This is a genomic window from Kushneria aurantia DSM 21353, from assembly GCF_000382245.1.
GTDB lineage: Bacteria > Pseudomonadota > Gammaproteobacteria > Pseudomonadales > Halomonadaceae > Kushneria > Kushneria aurantia.
Map to the genome: position 1 here is coordinate 216,024 of NZ_KB907864.1, position 17,674 is coordinate 233,697.

Consider the following 17,674-nt stretch of genomic DNA (forward strand, 5'->3'; position numbering starts at 1 on the left):
GGAATGCCTCGGCACGTCAGGATTGACTCGACAGCGTCTCGTGCGGGCAATATTATATATTTTATACAATATATAATGGGTTGTGCCATGTCTCGCCCTGAACCCGCTGCGAACGCAGCCCCGGACACCTCCCTGGACACCTCCCTGGACGCCGATGTGGTGATCGTGGGTGCCGGCATTATCGGCGTGTGCTGCGCGCTGCGTCTGGTGCAGTGCGACCCGCAGCAGCGTATTCTGATTATCGACAGGCAGTCCCCGGGGCACGGCGCCTCCCGCGGCAACGCCGGCCATATGGCGACCGAACAGGTGTTCCCGATCGCGGACGCTTCGATTCTGCGTCGGCTGCCCGCGATGCTGCTTGACCCGACCGGACCGCTACGGCTGGACTGGCGCTATCTGCCGCATCTGCTGCCCTGGTGGGTGCGCCTGCTGGCCAACCTGCGTGCCGCGCCCTTTGCTGCCAGCGTGGCCGGCCTGCGGGCATTGAACGAGCAGAGCCTGGCGGCCTGGCGTCGGCTGCTGACCTCGATCGGTCGCGGTGAACTGCTCAAGGAGAATGGCTCGCTGTTGATTACCGAAAGCCCCGATGCCCGCGAGGCGCTGGCGCCGCTGCGATCGCGTATGGCAGGGCAGCAGGTGCCGGTCGAGTTTCACGACGGCGTTGCCGTGCGGCGGATGGCACCGCAGCTCTCCGCGGCCATCAGTGGCGGACTCTTCTTTCCCGCTACGGGGCAGTGCCTCGATTCGCTGGCGCTGGTCGAGACGCTGGCCGCTGCCGCGCAGCGTGCGGGTGTTCGTTTCGAACAGGCCGAGGTGACGGCGGGGCGCGTCGCTGCGCAGGGCGTCGTACTCGATACCCTCGGTGGCTGGCGGTTACGCGCCGGCCGGGTGCTGATCGCCAATGGTGCCCATGCGGCGCCGCTGGTGGGCGCACTGACAGGGGTCAGAATACCGCTGGATACCGAGCGCGGCTACCACCTGATGTTGCCGCGGGAGCATGGGCGCCTGCCCTTTCCGGTTACCTCCCTCGAGCGCCGCTTCATCATGACCCCCATGGAGAGCGGGCTGCGGCTGGCGGGTACCGTCGAGTTCGCCGGTCTGCGGCGGCCACCCAACATGCAGCGCGCATGGCAGCTCCACCGCCTGAGTCACGGGCTGTTCGAGAGCGATCTGAGCGCCGAGTCGGCGAGTACCTGGATGGGGTTTCGCCCCTCGCTGCCGGACTCTCTGCCGATCATCGATAGTGTCCGCAACGGCCGGGTGCTGCTGGCGCTGGGCCATCACCATCTGGGGCTGACCCAGGCGGCGATCACCGCCGAGATGATCGCTCGGCTGGCGCAGGCGCCGCGCCGCCCCGAGTCTGGCGAGGCGCTGCCCTCCTCGACAGCCTATCGGCTGGCACGCTTCGCCTGAGTGAGCCGGCGCAGGCCGCCGCGACAGGTGAATGGCCGAACTACTCGGCGAGGCCGAGATAGGCCTTGACCACCGAGGCATCCTCGCGCAGCCGGGCGGCCTCGCCCTGTAGGCGAATCGCGCCGTTCTCGATCACATAGGCGTAGTGCGCCAGCCGCAGCGCCAGGCGGGCGTTCTGTTCGACCAGCAAAATGGTGGTGCCCGCCTCGTTGAGACGGCGAATGATGCGCATGATCTCGGTGACCAGTTTGGGGGCCAGCCCCATTGATGGCTCGTCGAGCAGCATCACGCTGGGGCCGTGCATCAGCGCCCGGCCCATCGCCAGCATCTGCTGCTGACCGCCGGAGAGCAGTGAGGCGTCCTGGTGGCGTCGTTCGTGGAGAATCGGGAACAGTGCATAGACCTCCGCAAGGCGGCGGCCGCGCAGCGCGCCGTCGCGGACCGTGAAGGCGCCCAGTTCGAGATTCTCCCTGACGCTCAGGCCGCGCAGGATGCGCCGCCCCTCGGGCACGTGCACCACCCCACGACGAGCGATCTGGTGGGCGGCCAGACGCTTGATCGACTGCCCCTCGAGCTGTATGTCGCCGCGGCTGGTCCGTACCAGGCCGGAAATGGTCTTGAGGGTGGTCGACTTGCCGGCGCCGTTGCTGCCCAGCAGGGTCACGATCTCGCCCCGGCAGACGTCGAGCGACACGCCCCGCAGGGCCTGGATCCGGCCGTAGAAAGCATCCACGTCGGTGATGCTCAGGCGCACTTCGCCGCGGCTGCTGGTCGGTGCGACCGTAGTATCGGCCGTTGTCGTTGGCGTCATAGCGCCAGCTCCTCGTCGTCCTGGCCGAGGTAGGCCTCGATCACGGCGGGGTCATTCTGCACCGCCTGTGGCGTTCCCTCGGTAATCAGGCTGCCGTGATCGAGCACGCTGATGTGTTCGGAGACGTTCATTACCAGGCTCATGTCGTGCTCGATCAGCAGCACCGATACACCTCTTGCGTCGCGAATGCGCTGGATCAGCTCGATCAGCGCCTGCTTCTCGCCGCTGTTGAGGCCCGCTGCCGGCTCGTCCAGCAGCAAAAGCCGGGGTTCGGTGGCCAGCGCGCGGGCGATCTCCACGCGGCGCTGATGGCCATAGGCGAGGTTGGTGGCAAGACGGTCGCGATACGCCGTCAGACCGACGAAATCGAGGCACTCGAGGCTGGTCTCGAAGATGCGGCGCTCCTCGGCGCGCTGGCTCGGCAGGCGCAGCACCGCCGCCAGCGCGCCGGCGCGGCTGCGGCAGTGCTGGCCGGCCATGACGTTCTCGAGTACCGACATCTCGTGGAACAGACGCACGTTCTGGAAGGTGCGGGCGATCCCCAGCCGGGTGACGGTATGCGGCTTGCGCTTGATGAGCGGTTGGCCGTCGAGGCTGATCTCGCCCAGCTGCGGACGATAGAAGCCGGTGATGACGTTGAACAACGACGTCTTGCCGGCCCCGTTGGGGCCGATCAGGCTCTGAATGCGGCCCCGTTCGACACCGAAGTCGACAGCGTCGAGCACGGTGTTGCCGGCAAAGCTCAGCGATACCCCTTTCAGTTGCAACAGCATCGCGCTCTCCTCAGGAACGTTTCTCGGGCCAGATGCCGCTGGGCCGGAACAGCATGATGAGCAGCAGCAGGACGGCGAATACAAGCAGCCGCAGGGTGCCGAAGTCGCGCAGCAGTTCGGGGCCCAGCACGACGATGAAGGCGCCCAGGATCACCCCGGGAATCTTGCCCATGCCGCCCAGTACCACGGCCAGCAGAATCAGCACCGACTGCTGAAAGCTGAAACTCTCCGGCGAGATCGCGCCCAGATTGACGGCAAAGAAGATACCGCCCAGCGCACCGAAGATGGCGCCGGTGATATAGGCTGCCAGCTTGACCGCCACCCGGTTGATGCCCATCGCTTCGGCGGCGTCCTCGTCGTGCCGGACATAGCGCCAGGCGCGCCCCAGCCGTGAGTCGAACAGACGCTGGCTGGCGATATAGGCCAGTACCGCCAGCACGGCGAAGACGTAGTAGAAGTCGATGGCGCTATCGATATACCAGCCCAGCAGCGTGGGTTCGGGAATATGCGAGAGGCCGCTGGCGCCGCCGGTGATCTCCAGGTTGCGTGCGCTGAAGCGCACGATCTCGCCGAAACCCAGCGTGACGATGGCCAGATAGTCGCTGCGCAGCCGCAGCGTCGGCCCGCCGATGATCACTCCGGCGAGCGCCGCGGCGGCCAGTGCAAAGGGGATGGCGGCCCAGAAATTGATGCCGAACTGCTGGGTCAGAATGCCGATGGTATAGGCGCCGACGGCAAAGAAGGCGGCATAGCCGAGATCGAGCAGTCCGGCGTAGCCGACCACGACATTGAGCCCCAGGCAGAGCACCACATAGAGCAGGGCGTTGGTCAGGATCACTGTCATGTACTGGCTGGCAAGCCAGGGAGTAACGACCAGGATGGCGAGCAGCAGCAGATGCAGGGCGCGACGCCGGGGCGGCGACTCGAAGGCGGCGTAGAAGCGCTGCACGGCATTGCCGCGGCGCTCCTCGTCCGGCGGCGTCGAGGGGGTGGAATCGGCCATATTACATCCTCTCTACTTCGGATTTGCCCAGCAGCCCGGTCGGCTTGAGCACCAGCACCAGGATTAGAATGGTGAAGGTGAAAACGTCCTTCCATTCGCTGCCGATAAACGGGATATGGGTGCCGAAGGACTCCAGCAGGCCGAGGATCAGGCCGCCCAGCATGGCGCCGGTGATGCTGCCGATGCCGCCGATCACCGCGGCGGTAAAGGCCTTCAGGCCGATCAGAAAGCCCATGAAATACCAGATACTGCCGTAGTAGGCGCCGGCCATGGTGCCGGCGGCGGCGGCCAGCCCCGAGCCGATGAAAAAGGTGATGGCGATCACCGCCGAGACGTTGATACCCAGCATCCGGCACATGTCCTTGTCGATCGCCACCGCTCGCATGGCGCGGCCATAGAGCGTTTTCGAGACGAACAGCTCGAGCGCGATCATCAGCACTGCGGCGGTGGTCACCAGCACGATCTGATTCCACGACAGGAACAGGTTGCCGAGACTGAAGCCGCCGAAGCCGAGGTCGGTGCGAAAGGCGGTGTACTGCCCGCCGGTCAGCGTCAGGGCAGCGTTTTGCAACACCAGCGATACCGCCAGCGCGGTGATCAGAATCGACAGTCGCGGTGCCGTCAGCATGGGGTGATAGGCGACCCGCTCGATGACGACCCCCAGACAGCCTACCGCCAGCATCGACAGCAGCATGGCGATGAAAATGCCCGGCCAGCCGGCGCCGAATACGCCGGAAACCAGTGACAGCGCTCCGAAGCCGACGAAGGCACCGGTCATGTAGAGATCGCCATGGGCGAAGTTGAGCAGTTTGATCACGCCGAACACCATGGTGTAGCCGAGCGCCACCAGGGCGTAGAAAGCGCCCAGCACCAGTCCGTCGACGATCATCTGCAGAAACAGGTCATACCAGGCCATGATGGCGCGTCTCCGGGTCGCAGGTGAGTAACCCTCCGGCGACGCGACCGCCGTTTTCGAACGTTCATGCTGCTCGACGGGCGGCCGCATCGCGGATCGTTAACGCCCCTCAGGGCTGGTAGCGGATCCACTTGCCGTCCTGCCCTTCGAGCACGACAAAGTTGCTGCGCGCCAGGGTGTGCTGCGGTGTAAAGCTGATCGGCCCGGCCAGCCACGCCTCGCCGTCGGCGCTGGCCAGCGCCTGGATAATGGCGTCGGCATCGGTCGAGCCGGCCTTGTTGATGGCCCAGGCCATCAGCTGCATACCGTCGTAGGCCAGCGGTGCGTAGGGGCCGGGCGCGGTGTCGTAGGCGGTTTCATAGTTGCTGATGAACGTTTTGGCGGCGGGCAGGAAGTCGGCGGTGGGGTTGGAGAAGGCGTAGACGCCTTCGGCGGCCCGGCCGGCGATATCGAAAAGCTGCGGCGAGTTGGAGCCGTCGCCCACGGCGATAATGCCCTGGAAGCCGCGCTGGCGCAGCTGGCGGATGAGCAGTCCGCCGTCGGCGTAGTAGGCGGTCCAGAACACCGCCTCGGCGCCGGAATTGCGGATACTGTTGACCAGCGCGGAGAAGTCCTGCTCGCCCTTGTTGACCACCTCGAAGGCCGAGATGGTGTGGCCGGCCTTCTCCCAGTCGTCGCGGGTCAGATCGGCCAGATCCTGGGAGTAGGCATCGCCCTGATTGACGATCGCCAGCTTGTCGATATCCTGGCCGGCGAAGAAGTCGACCGCGGTTTTGGCCTGGTCGGCGCCAGTGGAGTTGATCATGAAGGCGTTGCCGGGATTGGCCGGAATCAGCTGCGTCGAGTTGGCCGCCACGATCACGAACGGGATATCGGCATCGCCATAAATCTTCAGCGTCGGCTGGGTAGCGCCGGAGCAGTAGCCGCCGACCACGCCCACCACTTCCTGTGAAGCCAGCCGGCTGGCGGCGTTGACCGACTGCTGCGGATCGCAGGCAGTATCGCCGCTGACCAGCTCGATCTGGCGGCCACCGAGCAGGCCGCCATCGGCATTGATCTCCTCCGCCGCCAGGCTGATGGCGTTGAACATGTCCTGACCGTAGGTCGCCTCGGAACCGGTGGTGGGCGCCTGCATACCGATCACGATAGGTTCTGCGGCCCACGCCGAGGTGGCGGTAATCAGGTTGACGGCGGCCGCTACGGTGGCCAGTTTAACGAACTTCTTCATTGGCAAGCTCCTTTATCTATTGTGGTTGTGATGCCAGCGGAGATTCAGTTCTGTTATTGCCGTCGCCCCCTGGGGGCACGGGCGGCGGATAATGGGGATATGATCCGTTTATAGCCTCAATTTTGTATAAAATATACAAAGCGGCGGGCGAAGATCAATGTTTTTTGTAGCGCGTTGTCTTTGGCAACGCTTTGTAACCTTGTCTATGGTGAAAAGCGTCTTCAGGCATATTTAAGAGGCGTGGTGGTTTTGCCTTGCTGTGCCGGACATCCGACGAAGCAGATCACATTGCAATGGAGTGCATACCATGAGCGCAGGCGTACAGGCGTCTTTCGTTATCGGCTGGATGTTAATGCTGGCCGGAGGGGTGGTCTTCTGGGTGATGAGCCGTTCTCTGCCGGCTGCCGAGAAGCGCCACGGCGTGGCGGCGATGAGCATCGTGTTTATTGCCTTTGCCAACTACTTTGCCATGGCTCTCGGCCAGGGCCACGTGAATTTCAACGGTGAAACCGTCTTCTTCGCCCGCTACACCGACTGGGTACTGACCACGCCTATTCTGCTGGTCAGCCTTGCCATGATGGCGACGCGGGAGCTTGCGCGCATCAGAACGCTGCTCTTTTCGCTGGTGGTGGCCGACGTTTACATGATCGTGACCGGTCTGGTGGGTAACCTCTCAAGCTCCCCCCACAACTACTACTGGTGGATCATCAGCATGGTCGCCTTCATCGCCGTGCTGGGCATGATCTGGGGGCCGCTGCGAACCGAGGCCGCCAGGGGCCCGGATCGTGCCGGCTTCGACAAGCTGGCCAAAATGCTTACCATTCTGTGGCTGATCTATCCGCTGGTGTGGCTGATCGGTACCAGCGGCTTCGGCTGGCTGTCGTATGGCGTCGAGAGCTGGTTCTATCTGATCCTCGATGTGACTGCCAAGGTTGGCTTCGGCTATGTGGCGTTGACTGCCGCGCGCAAGCTGAAAACCACCTGATAGAGCGATCCGGCGGCGGCGTAATGCGCGTCGCCGCCGGGGAGTGCCCGCGATGAATTCTCTTGTGTCGCTGCACGGTTGGTTGACGCTGCTGATGGGTGCGGCGCTGCTGGTGGCGCTCGGCGGTCAGCAGTGGCATCCCGCCGGTGCGCTGTCAGTGGCCATACTGGTCGCGGGCGTGGCGCTGCTGGGATTGCCCCACGGCGCCTTCGATCATCTTACCGGCATCAGGCTGATTCGCCACTGGCTACCCGGTCGGGCAGTGGGAATCTGGCTGGGGCTGTTTCTACTGGTTTATGTGCTGCTTTCGGCGGCTCTGCTGTGGGGCTGGCGGCAGTCGCCGGCCGCGGCGCTGACGCTGTTTCTGCTGCTGTCGGCGGCTCACTTCGGTACCGACTGGCGCGGTCGTCAGCCGCTCTGGCTGAGACTTTGCTGGGGGGCGTTGGTCATCGCCGCGCCCTTTGCCTGGCGTCCGGGCGAGGTTGGCCAGGTGGTCCGCGCGCTGGCCGTCGCCGACCCGGCTGCGTTTACGCGCGCCGGAATGTTCATCTTCACGCTGGTCGGCCTGGTGGTACTGTGCCGGCTGCGCTGGCTGTGGCGTCACGCGCGCGGCACGCTGATGGCGATGGCTATGCTGGTGATCGGGGCGATAGTGCTCAATCCGCTGATCTACTTCGCCTGTTACTTCTGCTGCTTTCACAGTCCGCTGCATCTGAGCGCCATTCGCCGTGAGTTCGGCCTGACCAGCCGTGCACGGGCAGTCGGGATGGCGGCGCCGATCGTGATCGTCACCTGGGTGGGAGCCAGTATCGGCTACGCCTGGATGAGCCAGCAGGCGATCGCTTCGCCGCTTCTCAAGACCACTTTTATCGGCCTTGCCTGCCTGACCGTGCCGCACATGATCGTCGAATGGCTGGGCAGTCGCGATGCTCGCCGTTCGCTTGTATCGACACGGCCCTTGCACCGGCAGTCATAGTGTCTGTCCGGACGTGGTTGGCGATGAACGGTGGCAGGCGCGCCATCGGCAAGCCGATGGCGGCACTGAACGCTGGCAAGCGTTATCATGGCAGATAGTTTCTACAGCACGGGCATACAGGTAATGGATCACCATCATCACGGCCACGGCCACGGCCACGGCCACGGCCACGGCCACGATAACGAAAGGCGGCTCTTGCTGGCGGTCGTACTGACCGGCGGCTTCATGCTCGTTGAGGTCTTCGGCGGGTTGCTTTCCGGTTCGCTGGCGCTGCTGGCCGATGCCGGCCATATGCTCACCGACAGCGTTTCGCTTTTCATGGCGTGGGGCGCGGCACGGCTATCGCGGCGCCCGCCCGATGCGCTCAGGACCTATGGCTATGAGCGCGTTCAGGTGCTGGCGGCCTTTGTCAACGGTCTCGCGCTGCTTTTGATCGTGGCATGGATTCTCTACGAGGCAATCATTCGGCTAATGTCACCGGTCACGGTGGCCAGCACGACCATGCTGGTCATCGCGGTAGCGGGGCTGGTGGTCAATCTGGGAGTGTTTGCCCTGCTGCATAGCGGCGATCGTGGCAATATCAACATGCGCGGTGCGCTGATTCACGTTATGGGCGATCTTCTCGGCTCGGTGGCGGCGATCGTCGCGGCGCTGGTAATCATGGCGACAGGCTGGATGCCGATCGACCCGCTGTTGTCACTGCTGGTGGCGGCGCTGATCGCCCGCAGCGGTTGGCAGATCACTCGCCAGTCGGCGCACATCCTGCTGGAGGGTGCTCCGGCGCATATCGACAGCCATCACCTTGAGCAGGCGATTCCCGCAGCGCTTGCCGAGGTCAGCGACGTGCATCATGTCCACGTCTGGTCGCTGACGCCGGAGCGCTCCGTGGTCACTCTGCACGCTACGCTCTGCGAGGGGGCCGAGCAGGATAGCGCCGTTCTCGCCATCAAGCGCCTGCTGCAGGAGAGGTTCAGCGTCGATCATGCCACCATTCAGATCGAATGGGGTGAGGAGTGTGTCGACGACAGGGCCTGCCGGCCGGTCTCGCATCACCACTGATGTTCGCCTCGAGCGCCGGGAGTTTGTCATGTCACAGAGTATCGAAGGGCGAGGGCGACGAACGCCGGCGAAGCTGGTGTGGCTGCTGCTGGTGCTCGCCTGGGGTGCCTTCATGGTGCCCCGGGTCGGCACTGGCGTGCTGCTGGGTTGGCCGCTCAACCTGGCCGCCTTCTGTCTTGCTATTGTCGTCATCGCTCGCGGGGGGCGTCTGGTGGGCGGTATTCAGCTGGCGCTGTCGGTTGTGGTATCGCCGCTCGTTTATCTGCTCGGCCTGCTGCTGTTGGGGCTGATCGGCGCTTTCAATACCGAGGTCGAGGTGGAGTTTCACGCCCTGCCGCCGCCCCGCGAGCAGCAGCCTGCGCCGCCGCCTGCAACCGGCCTGCAGCGCACTTCGCTGGTGGTCATCAGGGCGCAGCCGCAGGCCAGCTTATAAGCCTTTTGTCAAAGTCAGTGGCAAGTCGTGTCACGGCGGTGTAAATTTCCCTGCAGGGGTCCGCCGGGCGGGCCATGTCAAGGTAGAAGGGACGTAAAACGAGGAGACAGGGATGAAAAAGCTCACCATGACACTGCTGGCACTGATGATGGCAGGTTCGGTACTGGCAGGCTGCAATACCATGCACGGCGCCGGTGAAGATATCTCCGAAGGCGGCGAGGCGATCCAGAACGCTTCCCAGTAAGCCGGATTCGTCCGAACCGCACTGTCATCGCAGCCAAAAGGGCCCTGCCGAGCGTATCGGCAGGGCCCTTTGCGTTGTTGCCGGCATGAAGATTACATGGCGTGCTTGATGCCGCGCTCGACCAGCACCCGATTGGCCGGATAGGCAGTGGCAAAGCCTACCAGCATGGCGATCTGCATCATGAACCAGAACGACGCCGAGCCCGCGTGCAGCTCGCCGCCCAGAAAGAGCGTGGCGGCGATCAGCATCCAGATATACATGCCGATCTGAAAGGCGATCAGCGACAGGGTGTCGGCCTTGATGGCGTTGATCAGCGCCTCGCGGGGCGAGCCGCTACCCATCTCGCGAATCGGCAGATACTGAAACAGCACCCCGAAGGCGTAGGCGAATACAAAGGCGAGCAGGAAATGCCCGGCGATAGGCGAGCCGAACAGGGTAATCCCGAACGCCGTGGCCAACGGTGCGGCGACAAAATCGCCCAGCGTGCAGCCGCCACCGCAGTGCGTGGTGGAGACGAATACGCCCTGCCATTCGGGCTTGTCGCTGCCGTGGTGGTGTCCGTGGTGGTGTCCGTGGTGGTGTCCGTGATGATGGCCGTGGTGCTGCTGCTCGGCAGGTGCGGCGCGGCCCATACGGCAATAGGCCCACCAGCCGATCACCGGCATATAGAGCCCGGTGATTGGCCAGGTGACGTTCATTATCTTCATGTGCTGCGGCCGCTTGCGCACATCGAAGGCGATGGCTGCGCAGGTTGCGAGACCCAGCAGTATGAAAAACCACGACCAGAAGGTCAGCATGGCGGCACTCTCCCTCCAAAGCTTAAATGATCCTGAAGTAATAAAGGTTTAGATCACAAGCAGCGTCGAGGCAAACCGGGGGGCGGGGGCAGGGTCTGAATGGAGGGAAAAGAGAAGAAGATGGCCGGAGCCGGTAACATAATAACCGGCCCCATGAAGGGGCCGGAGAAAAAGCGCAGCGCTCAGCGGCGGGTCATCAGCGCGCCCAGGATAAAGCCGACGCCAGCGGCGATAGCCAGCGCGCCTACCGGCTGGCGCACGGTGAACTCACGAGCGCTGTCGACTACCTCGCCGTACTGCGACTGTACCTGGCCGGCGGCGCTGCGCAGCTTGCCTTCCGTGCGCATGCTCTTGTCGTCTGCAAAGTCGCCGTAAGCCTGCTGGGCCTTGCCAACGACGTTCTGTGCTTCGCCTTCCATACGATGATCGGTCATGGTGCTCCGTCTCCATGAAAAATGAATGGGTACAACCCCATAACTGTATAACATTCCGCACGGCGCGCCAGTGTTATGTTTTGTTGTAGGGCGCTATCCGTTGTGCCTTTCTGTATGACGAAAAGACAGCTGTCGGCAGGATGAGCCGCGCTGATACCATGGACATATGAACAGTGCTTCTCCCGCCGCCGAAAGCGCCCTTGCGATCGCCGATTCGCGGCGCGATCCGCTTTACTACCTCGCCAACTTCGAGACTGTGCTGCGCTGGGTCGGCCAGCGCTATGACGACCTGCTCGATAGTGACGAACGCACCTTTATCGATGCCTTCTTTGCCCTGCCGACCGCTTCGCGGGCGCTGCTGGTACGTATGGTGATGCGCAAGGGCGAGTACTTTCGCCGCGCGGCGCTTGACTACGCCGAGATCGGCGACAGCGGTGCGGCGCTGGCGCCGCTGATCGACGCGGGCCTTGTCGAGGCGGCGCCGCTGCTGGGTATCGAAACGCTGGCGGCGCTTTTGAAACGCGCCGAACTGGCCGCGCTGTTTGCCGATGTGGTGGCGCCCGGTCTGCGCAAGCGCGAGCTGCAGGCGCGGCTTGCCGAGCGCTTCGATACGCCGCGCACACCGCCGCATTGGCAGACTGCCGCCGGCCGGGTGCTGCCCGACGAGATCGTGGCGCTGAGCGTGATGCCGCTCTGCGAGCGGCTGCGGCTGATGTTTTTCGGCAACCTGCGCCAGCACTTCTCCGAGTTCGTGCTCGCCGACCTGGGGCACTACCGCTTCGAGACGGTGCCTTTCACGCCGGATTCGCGCGCCTTTCGCTGCCGTGCCGATCTCGAGCGCTACGAGCAGCTGCACCGCCTGCGCGAGCGCTTCGATGCCGGAGAGGAGCTGGCGACCCTCATCGCCGAGCTGCCGGCACCCTTTACCGACAGCCACTGGCTGGATACGCGCCGCAGCCGGCTTGTGTATGCCATCGCCCGTCACTGCGAGCGCTGCGGCGAGCTGGCGCGCGCGGCGCAGCTCTACGACGACAGCCGCCATCACGAGGCGCGGGCGCGGCGCGTGCGCTGCCTCGAACGGCTGGAGTGCTTCGAGGCGGCGCTCGAACTGGCGCAGCAGGGCGAAAGCGAACCCGGCAGCGAGGCCGAGCGTCAGCAGCTGGCGCGGGTCATACCACGCCTGCGCCGCCGCCTGGGGCTGGCCCGGCTTCCGCCCGCCGCCGCTGCCGAGCCGGTGCGGCTCGATCTGACGCTGCCCCGCGTGGCGTCGGTGGAGCGGGCCCTGTGTGACCATCTCGATAGCGCCGAGGCGCCGGTGCGCTATGTCGAGAACAGTCTGATCAACGCCCTGTTCGGCCTGCTCTGCTGGGAGGCGATCTTCGCGCCGCTGCCGGGCGCCTTTTTCCACCCCTTCCAGAGCGGTCCGGCGGACCTGCTGCGAACAGCGTTCCACGCTCGTCGCGAGACGCTTTTCGCACGCTGCCTGGCGCAGCTGGAGAGCGGCGATTATCGCGCCACCATCTGCCATCACTTCGTCGCCAAACAGGGCCTGCAGAACCCCTTCGTCGCCTGGCCGGTGCTGGATGACGCCCTGCTGGCGCTGGCCCTCGACTGCCTGCCGCCGGCCCATCTGCGGCTATGGTTCGAGCGGCTGCTCGGCGATATTCGTGCCAACCGCGCCGGCATGCCCGATCTGATCCGTTTCTACCCGCAGCGGGAGACGGCAGCGCGCTACGAGATGATCGAAGTGAAGGGCCCGGGGGATCGGCTGCAGGACAATCAGCGACGCTGGATCGATTTCTGTGCTCGCCACGCCATGCCGGTGACGGTGTGCTACGTGCGCTGGGCCGAGAAGGCGAGCCCGTGACGTCGCTGCTGCGCGTTGCGGTGCGCACGCTGTGCGACTTTACCGCCCGCGAGGGCGATCTCGATCTGCGTTTTACTCCCGCCCCCAGCGCCCGTGAGGGTATTGCCGGTCACCAGGCGGTCACCGCCCGGCGCGACGCGGGCTATGAGCGTGAAATCGCTCTCGAAGGCGTGCAGGGCAGGCTGCGGGTGGTGGGGCGCGCCGACGGCTTTGACCCGGCACGCGGCCGACTGGAGGAGATCAAGACCTTTCGTGGCGATCTCGACGCCCAACCCGAACGTCACCGGCGGCTGCATCTGGCCCAGGCCAGGGTCTATGGCGCACTGCTGTGCCGCGCCCGCGGTTTCGACGCGCTGGAGATCGCGCTGGTTTACTTCGACGTCGACAGCGGCCGCGAGCAGGTGGTGGCCGAACGCTATAGCCGGGAGGCGCTGGAGGCGTTTTTCATTGCCCAGTGCGACGCCTGGGCCGACTGGGCCGAGCGCGAGATGGCCCACCGCGCGGCGCGCGACCGGGCATTGCGCGAGCTACGTTTTGCCCATGCGGATTTTCGCCCCGGCCAGCGCCAACTGGCGGAGTCGGTCTACAAGGCGGCGAGCACCGGGCGCCACCTGCTGCTGCAGGCCCCCACCGGCATCGGCAAGACCATCGGCACGCTGTTCCCGATGCTCAAGGCGATGCCGGCACGGGCGCTGGATCGCGTCTTCTTTCTCACCGCCCGCAATACCGGCCGCGCTCTGGCGCTGGAGGCGCTGAGTGCGCTGGGCATGGCGCCCGCCGCCAGCGAGCCGGCCCCGGCGCTGCGCAGCCTCGAACTGATCGCCCGCGACAGCGCCTGCGAACACCCGGAGCTGGCCTGCCACGGTGACGCCTGTCCGCTGGCCGCCGGTTTCTATGATCGCCTGCCACAGGCGCGCCGGGCCGCCGTCGAGCGCGGCTTTCTCGACCGCGCCGCGCTGCGCGAGGTGGCGCTTGCCCATCGCCTCTGCCCCTATTATCTGGGCCAGGAGATGGCGCACTGGTGCGATCTGGTGATCGCCGACGTCAACTACTGGTTCGACAGCAGCGCCATGCTCTACGCCCTGAGCCAGCAGCACCAGTGGCGCACGGCGCTGCTGGTCGACGAGGCCCACAACCTGGTGGCGCGGGGGCGGGCGATGTACAGCGCCGAACTGGATCGCGGTGAGCTGGCACACGTACAGCGCAACCTGCCCGCGGCGCTCGGAGCGGCGCTGAAAACCCCGCTGGAGCGGGTAGCGCGCCACTGGCGTGCGCTGGAGCGCGAGCGCGAGCACCAGCAGAGCGGCGAGAGCAGCGGCTACGCCGTGCTGACCGGGATTCCGGCCGGTCTGGGGCGGGCACTGGCGCAGCTGGTCGGCGCCGTCAACGAGCTGATGGTGGAGCAGCCGATCGGCATCGACAGCGCTCTGCTGCGCCTTTACTTCGACGTGCTGCACTTCAGTCGCATGCTGGAGGCCGCCGCGACGGCGGGCGAAACACACTATCTCTACGATATCACCCGCTACGAGGCCGGTCGGCGCGGGCGAACGTGCTCACGGCTGGCGCTGCGCAACGTGGTGCCGGCGCCGCTGCTGGCGTCGCGTTTCGAGGCCGCCCATGCCGCGGTGCTGTTCTCGGCAACCCTGGCACCGGCGCACTTCTACCGCGATCAGCTGGGCCTCGATGCCCATACCCCCTGGTATGACCTGCCTGCGCCCTTCGCCGCCGAGCAGCTCGACGTCTATATCGCCGCCCATATCTCTACCCGCTACCGCGACCGCGAGGCGTCGCTCGACCCCATCGCCGATCTGATCGCCGCGCGCTATGCCGGCCGCCCGGGCAACTATCTCGCCTTCTTCAGCAGCTTCGACTACCTCGAACGGTTGCAGGCGCGGCTGGCCGAGCGCCATCCGCTGGTGCCCTGCCGGGCGCAGCGGCGGCGCATGAGCGACAGCGAGCGGCGCGACTTCGTGGCGGGCTTTACGCCGGAGGGGCAGGGCGTGGCGCTGGCGGTGCTGGGCGGCGTGTTTGGCGAGGGCATCGACCTGCCCGGCGAACGGCTGGTGGGCGCCTTTATCGCCACCCTGGGGCTGGCGCAGATCAATCCGGTCAACGAGCAGATGCGCGCCCGCATGGCGACCCTTTTCGGTGACGGCTACCGCTACGCCTATCTCTATCCTGGTATTACCCGCGTGGTGCAGGCCGCCGGACGGGTCATCCGCACCCCGGCGGATCGCGGCGAAATCCATCTGATCGACGACCGCTTCGCCCGCCCCGAAGTGCGCGCCCTGCTGCCCGGCTGGTGGCGCCTCGAGGATTGAAAACACCGCCCGCAGCGCCCATCTGAGCGTTATCCGCGCCGCTTTGAACTACGCTTCGGGTAATGCGTTACATCCTGCGGCGCGCTGCAGGACTCCAACGGGAATCGATCACATGGCACGTTTGAAATACCACAGCGAGGCGGACCACAACATCGACTGGCAGCTCGACGGCGTTGTGCAGGGCCTGCACGAGGCGCGCGACCGCTGGCGTGCCGACCACGGCCGCAGCAACGAGTCGGGCGGGCGCAGCCTGCCCTCGCGGGAGATCGTCAATGAGGTGATCGAGGCGGTGATCGGCGCCGTCTTTCCCATGCGCCTGGGCCCCTCCGACCTGCGCCACCAGAGCGAGGACTTCTACATCGGCTACACCCTCGACGCCGCGCTCAACGCGCTGCTCGATCAGGTGATTTTCGAGCTTGACCATACCGCCATGCGCCGCGGCGAGACGCCCAGCGATCATCGCGATCAGGCGGTTGGCATCGTGCGTGACTTCGCGGCGATGCTGCCCACCATCCGCTGCTGGCTGGATATCGACATCATGGCCGCCTACCGGGGTGATCCGGCGGCGCGCAGCGTTGATGAGGTGCTGCTCTGCTATCCGGGGGTGACCGCGGTGATCCATCACCGCCTGGCCCACCAGCTCTACGCCAGCGGCGCCCCTTTGCTGGCGCGCATGGTGTCGGAAGCGGCGCACTCCGCCACCGGCATCGACATTCACCCCGGCGCCAGCATCGGTTCGGGCTTTTTCATCGACCACGGCACCGGCGTGGTGATCGGCGAGACGGCGATCATCGGCGACCGGGTGCGCGTCTACCAGGCGGTGACGCTGGGCGCCAAGCGCTTCCCCGCCGATGACAGCGGTCAGCTGGAGAAGGGCCACGCGCGTCACCCCATCGTCGAGGACGACGTGGTGATCTACGCCGGGGCCACCATTCTTGGTCGCGTCACCATCGGCCACGACGCCATCATCGGTGGTAACGTCTGGCTGACCCGCAGCGTCGAGCCGCACAGCAACGTCAATCAGGCGAGCCTGCAGAAGTCGCCCTGCTGAGCGGGCCTGCTATCGCACCGAAAAGAGCGCAACGAGCCACTACCAGGGAGAAAGGTATGAACCGTTTTGCAGAGAAAGTCGTTATCGTCACCGGCGCCGGCTCCGGCATGGGCGCCGCCAGCGCGCGCCGCTTCGCTGCCGAGGGGGCACAGGTGGTACTGGTTGGCCGTACCCGTGAAAAGCTCGAAAAAGTCGCCGGCGAGATCGGCGACAACGCCCATGTCCACCCTGTTGATGTCGCCGACAACGCGGCGGTCGAGGCGCTGATCAAGGACGTGGTCGGGCGTTTCGGCCGCCTCGACGTGCTGGTCAACAACGCCGGCGTTGCCACCACCGGTCGCGTGCACGAAAGCGACCTTGAAGAGTGGCACAAGGTCATGAAGATCAACGTCGATGGCCTGATGTACACCAGCCGCGCGGCGCTGCCCGAGCTGCTGAAGACGAAGGGTAACATCGTCAACGTCTCCTCCGTTTCCGGTATCGGCGGCGACTGGGGTATGAGTTTCTACAACGCCTCCAAGGGTGCGGTGACCAACCTGACCCGCGCCATGGCGCTGGACTACGGCGGCGAGGGCGTGCGCGTCAACGCCGTTTGCCCCAGCCTCACCGTCAGCGAGATGACCACCGGCATTACCGGCGACGACGAAAAACTCAAGCAGTTCGCCGAGCGCATGCCGCTGGGTCGCCCCGCCGAGGCCGAAGAGGTGGCCGATGTCATCGTCTTTCTGGCCAGCCACGACGCGCGCTTCGTCAACGGCGTCAACCTGCCGGTGGATGGCGGTCTGTCGGCCTCCAACGGCCAGCCGCGCCTGGGCTGATATTGAACCGAGCGCCGCTGCAACGGCGAGGCATACAGGTTGCGGCGGTACTGCTAAGCTTGATGAGTTAAACACCCTTTAAAGTTTTACTTGAACACTCAGCAAGCGAGATCGCGATATGGACATCATCCGCATTATCTTTGCCATCCTTCTGCCGCCGGTCGGTGTCTTTTTGCAGGTGGGCCTCGGACTGCAGTTCTGGGTCAACATCCTGCTGACCCTGCTGGGTTACATCCCAGGGCGATCGCACGTAGCGATCCATTCTCATTCAAGCCCGAGGAGCTGGGCACGGTAATCATCCAATGTCGCCGCAAGGACTCGTTTGACCTTTAAACTGCCCTTGCGCTTTACCGGATTCAGCCGGATCAGGTTGAGGGTCAGGCGCTTGAGGATGGCCAGATTATGCGCCGCGTGGGCAGTCCGTGCTCGCATCTGGTCATCCGCAAAGGCCACATCCAGGCACCAGTGCACCCGGTTCTCGATGCCCCAGTGTTGGCGTACCGCCCCGGCCAGCCGCTCGGCATCGGGAGCCAGGCTGCTGATGT

General features: G+C 65.1%; 19 protein-coding genes. 11 read left to right on the forward strand and 8 right to left on the reverse strand.

Annotated elements, in window-relative coordinates; genetic code table 11:
• Positions 1 to 87 precede the first annotated feature (87 nt).
• On the forward strand, positions 88 to 1,413 hold the full coding sequence (locus H146_RS0103980; protein WP_051090956.1) for an NAD(P)/FAD-dependent oxidoreductase: 1,326 nt from the start codon (positions 88 to 90) through the stop codon (positions 1,411 to 1,413).
• Positions 1,414 to 1,453: 40 nt separating this feature from the next.
• Here H146_RS0103980 and H146_RS0103985 read toward each other — a convergent pair whose 3' ends face one another.
• The 5 genes from H146_RS0103985 to H146_RS0104005 all read right to left on the reverse strand — a co-directional run bounded on the left by H146_RS0103985 (position 1,454) and on the right by H146_RS0104005 (position 6,144).
• Positions 1,454 to 2,224, reverse strand: a complete 771-nt coding sequence (locus H146_RS0103985; protein WP_019950563.1) for an ABC transporter ATP-binding protein — start codon at positions 2,222 to 2,224, stop codon at positions 1,454 to 1,456.
• On the reverse strand, positions 2,221 to 2,997 hold the full coding sequence (locus tag H146_RS0103990) for an ABC transporter ATP-binding protein (RefSeq protein ID WP_019950564.1): 777 nt from the start codon (positions 2,995 to 2,997) through the stop codon (positions 2,221 to 2,223). Before H146_RS0103990 ends, H146_RS0103985 begins: the two co-directional genes overlap by 4 nt.
• 10 nt (positions 2,998 to 3,007) lie before the next feature.
• On the reverse strand, positions 3,008 to 4,000 hold the full coding sequence (locus H146_RS0103995; protein WP_019950565.1) for a branched-chain amino acid ABC transporter permease: 993 nt from the start codon (positions 3,998 to 4,000) through the stop codon (positions 3,008 to 3,010).
• A 1-nt stretch (position 4,001) separates the two neighbouring features.
• The gene (locus H146_RS0104000; RefSeq protein WP_019950566.1) at positions 4,002 to 4,916 is read right to left on the reverse strand and encodes a branched-chain amino acid ABC transporter permease; all 915 of its coding nucleotides are present in this window, start codon (positions 4,914 to 4,916) and stop codon (positions 4,002 to 4,004) included.
• A gap of 109 nt (positions 4,917 to 5,025) precedes the next feature.
• The gene (locus H146_RS0104005) at positions 5,026 to 6,144 is read right to left on the reverse strand and encodes a branched-chain amino acid ABC transporter substrate-binding protein (RefSeq protein WP_019950567.1); all 1,119 of its coding nucleotides are present in this window, start codon (positions 6,142 to 6,144) and stop codon (positions 5,026 to 5,028) included.
• A 307-nt stretch (positions 6,145 to 6,451) separates the two neighbouring features.
• On the opposite strand from H146_RS0104005, the gene H146_RS18385 reads away from it, so the two are divergent.
• The 5 genes from H146_RS18385 to H146_RS0104030 all read left to right on the forward strand — a co-directional run bounded on the left by H146_RS18385 (position 6,452) and on the right by H146_RS0104030 (position 9,841).
• Positions 6,452 to 7,129, forward strand: a complete 678-nt coding sequence (locus H146_RS18385) for a bacteriorhodopsin (RefSeq protein ID WP_019950568.1) — start codon at positions 6,452 to 6,454, stop codon at positions 7,127 to 7,129.
• A gap of 52 nt (positions 7,130 to 7,181) precedes the next feature.
• Positions 7,182 to 8,105 carry a Brp/Blh family beta-carotene 15,15'-dioxygenase gene (locus tag H146_RS0104015; RefSeq protein WP_019950569.1) on the forward strand — a complete coding sequence of 308 codons (924 nt, stop codon included), beginning with the start codon at positions 7,182 to 7,184 and terminating at the stop codon, positions 8,103 to 8,105.
• A gap of 87 nt (positions 8,106 to 8,192) precedes the next feature.
• Positions 8,193 to 9,164, forward strand: a complete 972-nt coding sequence (locus tag H146_RS18390; RefSeq protein ID WP_245558684.1) for a cation diffusion facilitator family transporter — start codon at positions 8,193 to 8,195, stop codon at positions 9,162 to 9,164.
• Positions 9,165 to 9,192: 28 nt separating this feature from the next.
• Positions 9,193 to 9,597 carry a hypothetical protein gene (locus H146_RS0104025; protein ID WP_019950571.1) on the forward strand — a complete coding sequence of 135 codons (405 nt, stop codon included), beginning with the start codon at positions 9,193 to 9,195 and terminating at the stop codon, positions 9,595 to 9,597.
• 112 nt (positions 9,598 to 9,709) lie between these two features.
• Positions 9,710 to 9,841, forward strand: a complete 132-nt coding sequence (locus H146_RS0104030; RefSeq protein ID WP_019950572.1) for an entericidin A/B family lipoprotein — start codon at positions 9,710 to 9,712, stop codon at positions 9,839 to 9,841.
• A gap of 92 nt (positions 9,842 to 9,933) precedes the next feature.
• Here the strand turns inward: H146_RS0104030 and H146_RS0104035 are convergent, their stop codons facing one another.
• Both H146_RS0104035 and H146_RS0104040 read right to left on the reverse strand, forming a co-directional pair.
• A complete protein-coding gene (locus H146_RS0104035) occupies positions 9,934 to 10,638 on the reverse strand; it encodes a DUF4396 domain-containing protein (protein ID WP_020647659.1) in 705 nt (234 codons plus the stop codon).
• A 182-nt stretch (positions 10,639 to 10,820) separates the two neighbouring features.
• Positions 10,821 to 11,072: a CsbD family protein gene (locus H146_RS0104040; RefSeq protein WP_019950576.1), complete on the reverse strand. Its 252-nt coding sequence runs from the start codon at positions 11,070 to 11,072 to the stop codon at positions 10,821 to 10,823.
• Between the two features lie 166 nt (positions 11,073 to 11,238).
• Between H146_RS0104040 and H146_RS21215 the strand changes: the two genes are divergently transcribed.
• The 5 genes from H146_RS21215 (at position 11,239) to H146_RS20560 (ending at position 17,424) form a co-directional block, all read left to right on the forward strand.
• Positions 11,239 to 12,939 (forward strand): VRR-NUC domain-containing protein, encoded by a 1,701-nt coding sequence (locus H146_RS21215; RefSeq protein ID WP_019950577.1) that lies wholly within the window; start codon positions 11,239 to 11,241, stop codon positions 12,937 to 12,939.
• The gene (locus H146_RS0104050; RefSeq protein WP_019950578.1) at positions 12,936 to 15,260 is read left to right on the forward strand and encodes an ATP-dependent DNA helicase; all 2,325 of its coding nucleotides are present in this window, start codon (positions 12,936 to 12,938) and stop codon (positions 15,258 to 15,260) included. The genes H146_RS21215 and H146_RS0104050 overlap by 4 nt, the downstream gene beginning before the upstream one ends.
• Positions 15,261 to 15,372: 112 nt before the next feature.
• The gene (gene epsC, locus H146_RS0104055) at positions 15,373 to 16,311 is read left to right on the forward strand and encodes a serine O-acetyltransferase EpsC (RefSeq protein ID WP_019950579.1); all 939 of its coding nucleotides are present in this window, start codon (positions 15,373 to 15,375) and stop codon (positions 16,309 to 16,311) included.
• A gap of 56 nt (positions 16,312 to 16,367) precedes the next feature.
• Positions 16,368 to 17,129: a meso-2,3-butanediol dehydrogenase gene (budC, locus tag H146_RS0104060; protein WP_019950580.1), complete on the forward strand. Its 762-nt coding sequence runs from the start codon at positions 16,368 to 16,370 to the stop codon at positions 17,127 to 17,129.
• A gap of 118 nt (positions 17,130 to 17,247) precedes the next feature.
• Entirely contained in the window at positions 17,248 to 17,424 is a 177-nt protein-coding gene (locus H146_RS20560) for a YqaE/Pmp3 family membrane protein (RefSeq protein WP_083920774.1), read from the forward strand.
• Here the strand turns inward: H146_RS20560 and H146_RS0104070 are convergent.
• Positions 17,394 to 17,674, reverse strand: a 281-nt coding sequence (locus H146_RS0104070) for an ISAs1 family transposase (RefSeq protein ID WP_019950582.1), incomplete at its 5' end; no start/stop codon positions are given. The genes H146_RS20560 and H146_RS0104070 overlap by 31 nt on opposite strands.

Coding starts and splice junctions, on each gene's coding strand:
- H146_RS18390 (WP_245558684.1), top strand. CDS start 8,193: ATGGCAGATAGTTTCTACAGCACGGGCATACAGGTAATGGATCACCAT.
- H146_RS18385 (WP_019950568.1), top strand. CDS start 6,452: ATGAGCGCAGGCGTACAGGCGTCTTTCGTTATCGGCTGGATGTTAATG.
- epsC (WP_019950579.1), top strand. CDS start 15,373: ATGGCACGTTTGAAATACCACAGCGAGGCGGACCACAACATCGACTGG.
- H146_RS21215 (WP_019950577.1), top strand. CDS start 11,239: ATGAACAGTGCTTCTCCCGCCGCCGAAAGCGCCCTTGCGATCGCCGAT.
- H146_RS0104000 (WP_019950566.1), bottom strand. CDS start 4,916: ATGGCCTGGTATGACCTGTTTCTGCAGATGATCGTCGACGGACTGGTG.
- H146_RS0104035 (WP_020647659.1), bottom strand. CDS start 10,638: ATGCTGACCTTCTGGTCGTGGTTTTTCATACTGCTGGGTCTCGCAACC.
- H146_RS0103985 (WP_019950563.1), bottom strand. CDS start 2,224: ATGACGCCAACGACAACGGCCGATACTACGGTCGCACCGACCAGCAGC.
- H146_RS0104005 (WP_019950567.1), bottom strand. CDS start 6,144: ATGAAGAAGTTCGTTAAACTGGCCACCGTAGCGGCCGCCGTCAACCTG.
- H146_RS20560 (WP_083920774.1), top strand. CDS start 17,248: ATGGACATCATCCGCATTATCTTTGCCATCCTTCTGCCGCCGGTCGGT.
- budC (WP_019950580.1), top strand. CDS start 16,368: ATGAACCGTTTTGCAGAGAAAGTCGTTATCGTCACCGGCGCCGGCTCC.
- H146_RS0104040 (WP_019950576.1), bottom strand. CDS start 11,072: ATGACCGATCATCGTATGGAAGGCGAAGCACAGAACGTCGTTGGCAAG.
- H146_RS0103980 (WP_051090956.1), top strand. CDS start 88: ATGTCTCGCCCTGAACCCGCTGCGAACGCAGCCCCGGACACCTCCCTG.
- H146_RS0103990 (WP_019950564.1), bottom strand. CDS start 2,997: ATGCTGTTGCAACTGAAAGGGGTATCGCTGAGCTTTGCCGGCAACACC.
- H146_RS0103995 (WP_019950565.1), bottom strand. CDS start 4,000: ATGGCCGATTCCACCCCCTCGACGCCGCCGGACGAGGAGCGCCGCGGC.
- H146_RS0104015 (WP_019950569.1), top strand. CDS start 7,182: ATGAATTCTCTTGTGTCGCTGCACGGTTGGTTGACGCTGCTGATGGGT.
- H146_RS0104030 (WP_019950572.1), top strand. CDS start 9,710: ATGAAAAAGCTCACCATGACACTGCTGGCACTGATGATGGCAGGTTCG.
- H146_RS0104025 (WP_019950571.1), top strand. CDS start 9,193: ATGTCACAGAGTATCGAAGGGCGAGGGCGACGAACGCCGGCGAAGCTG.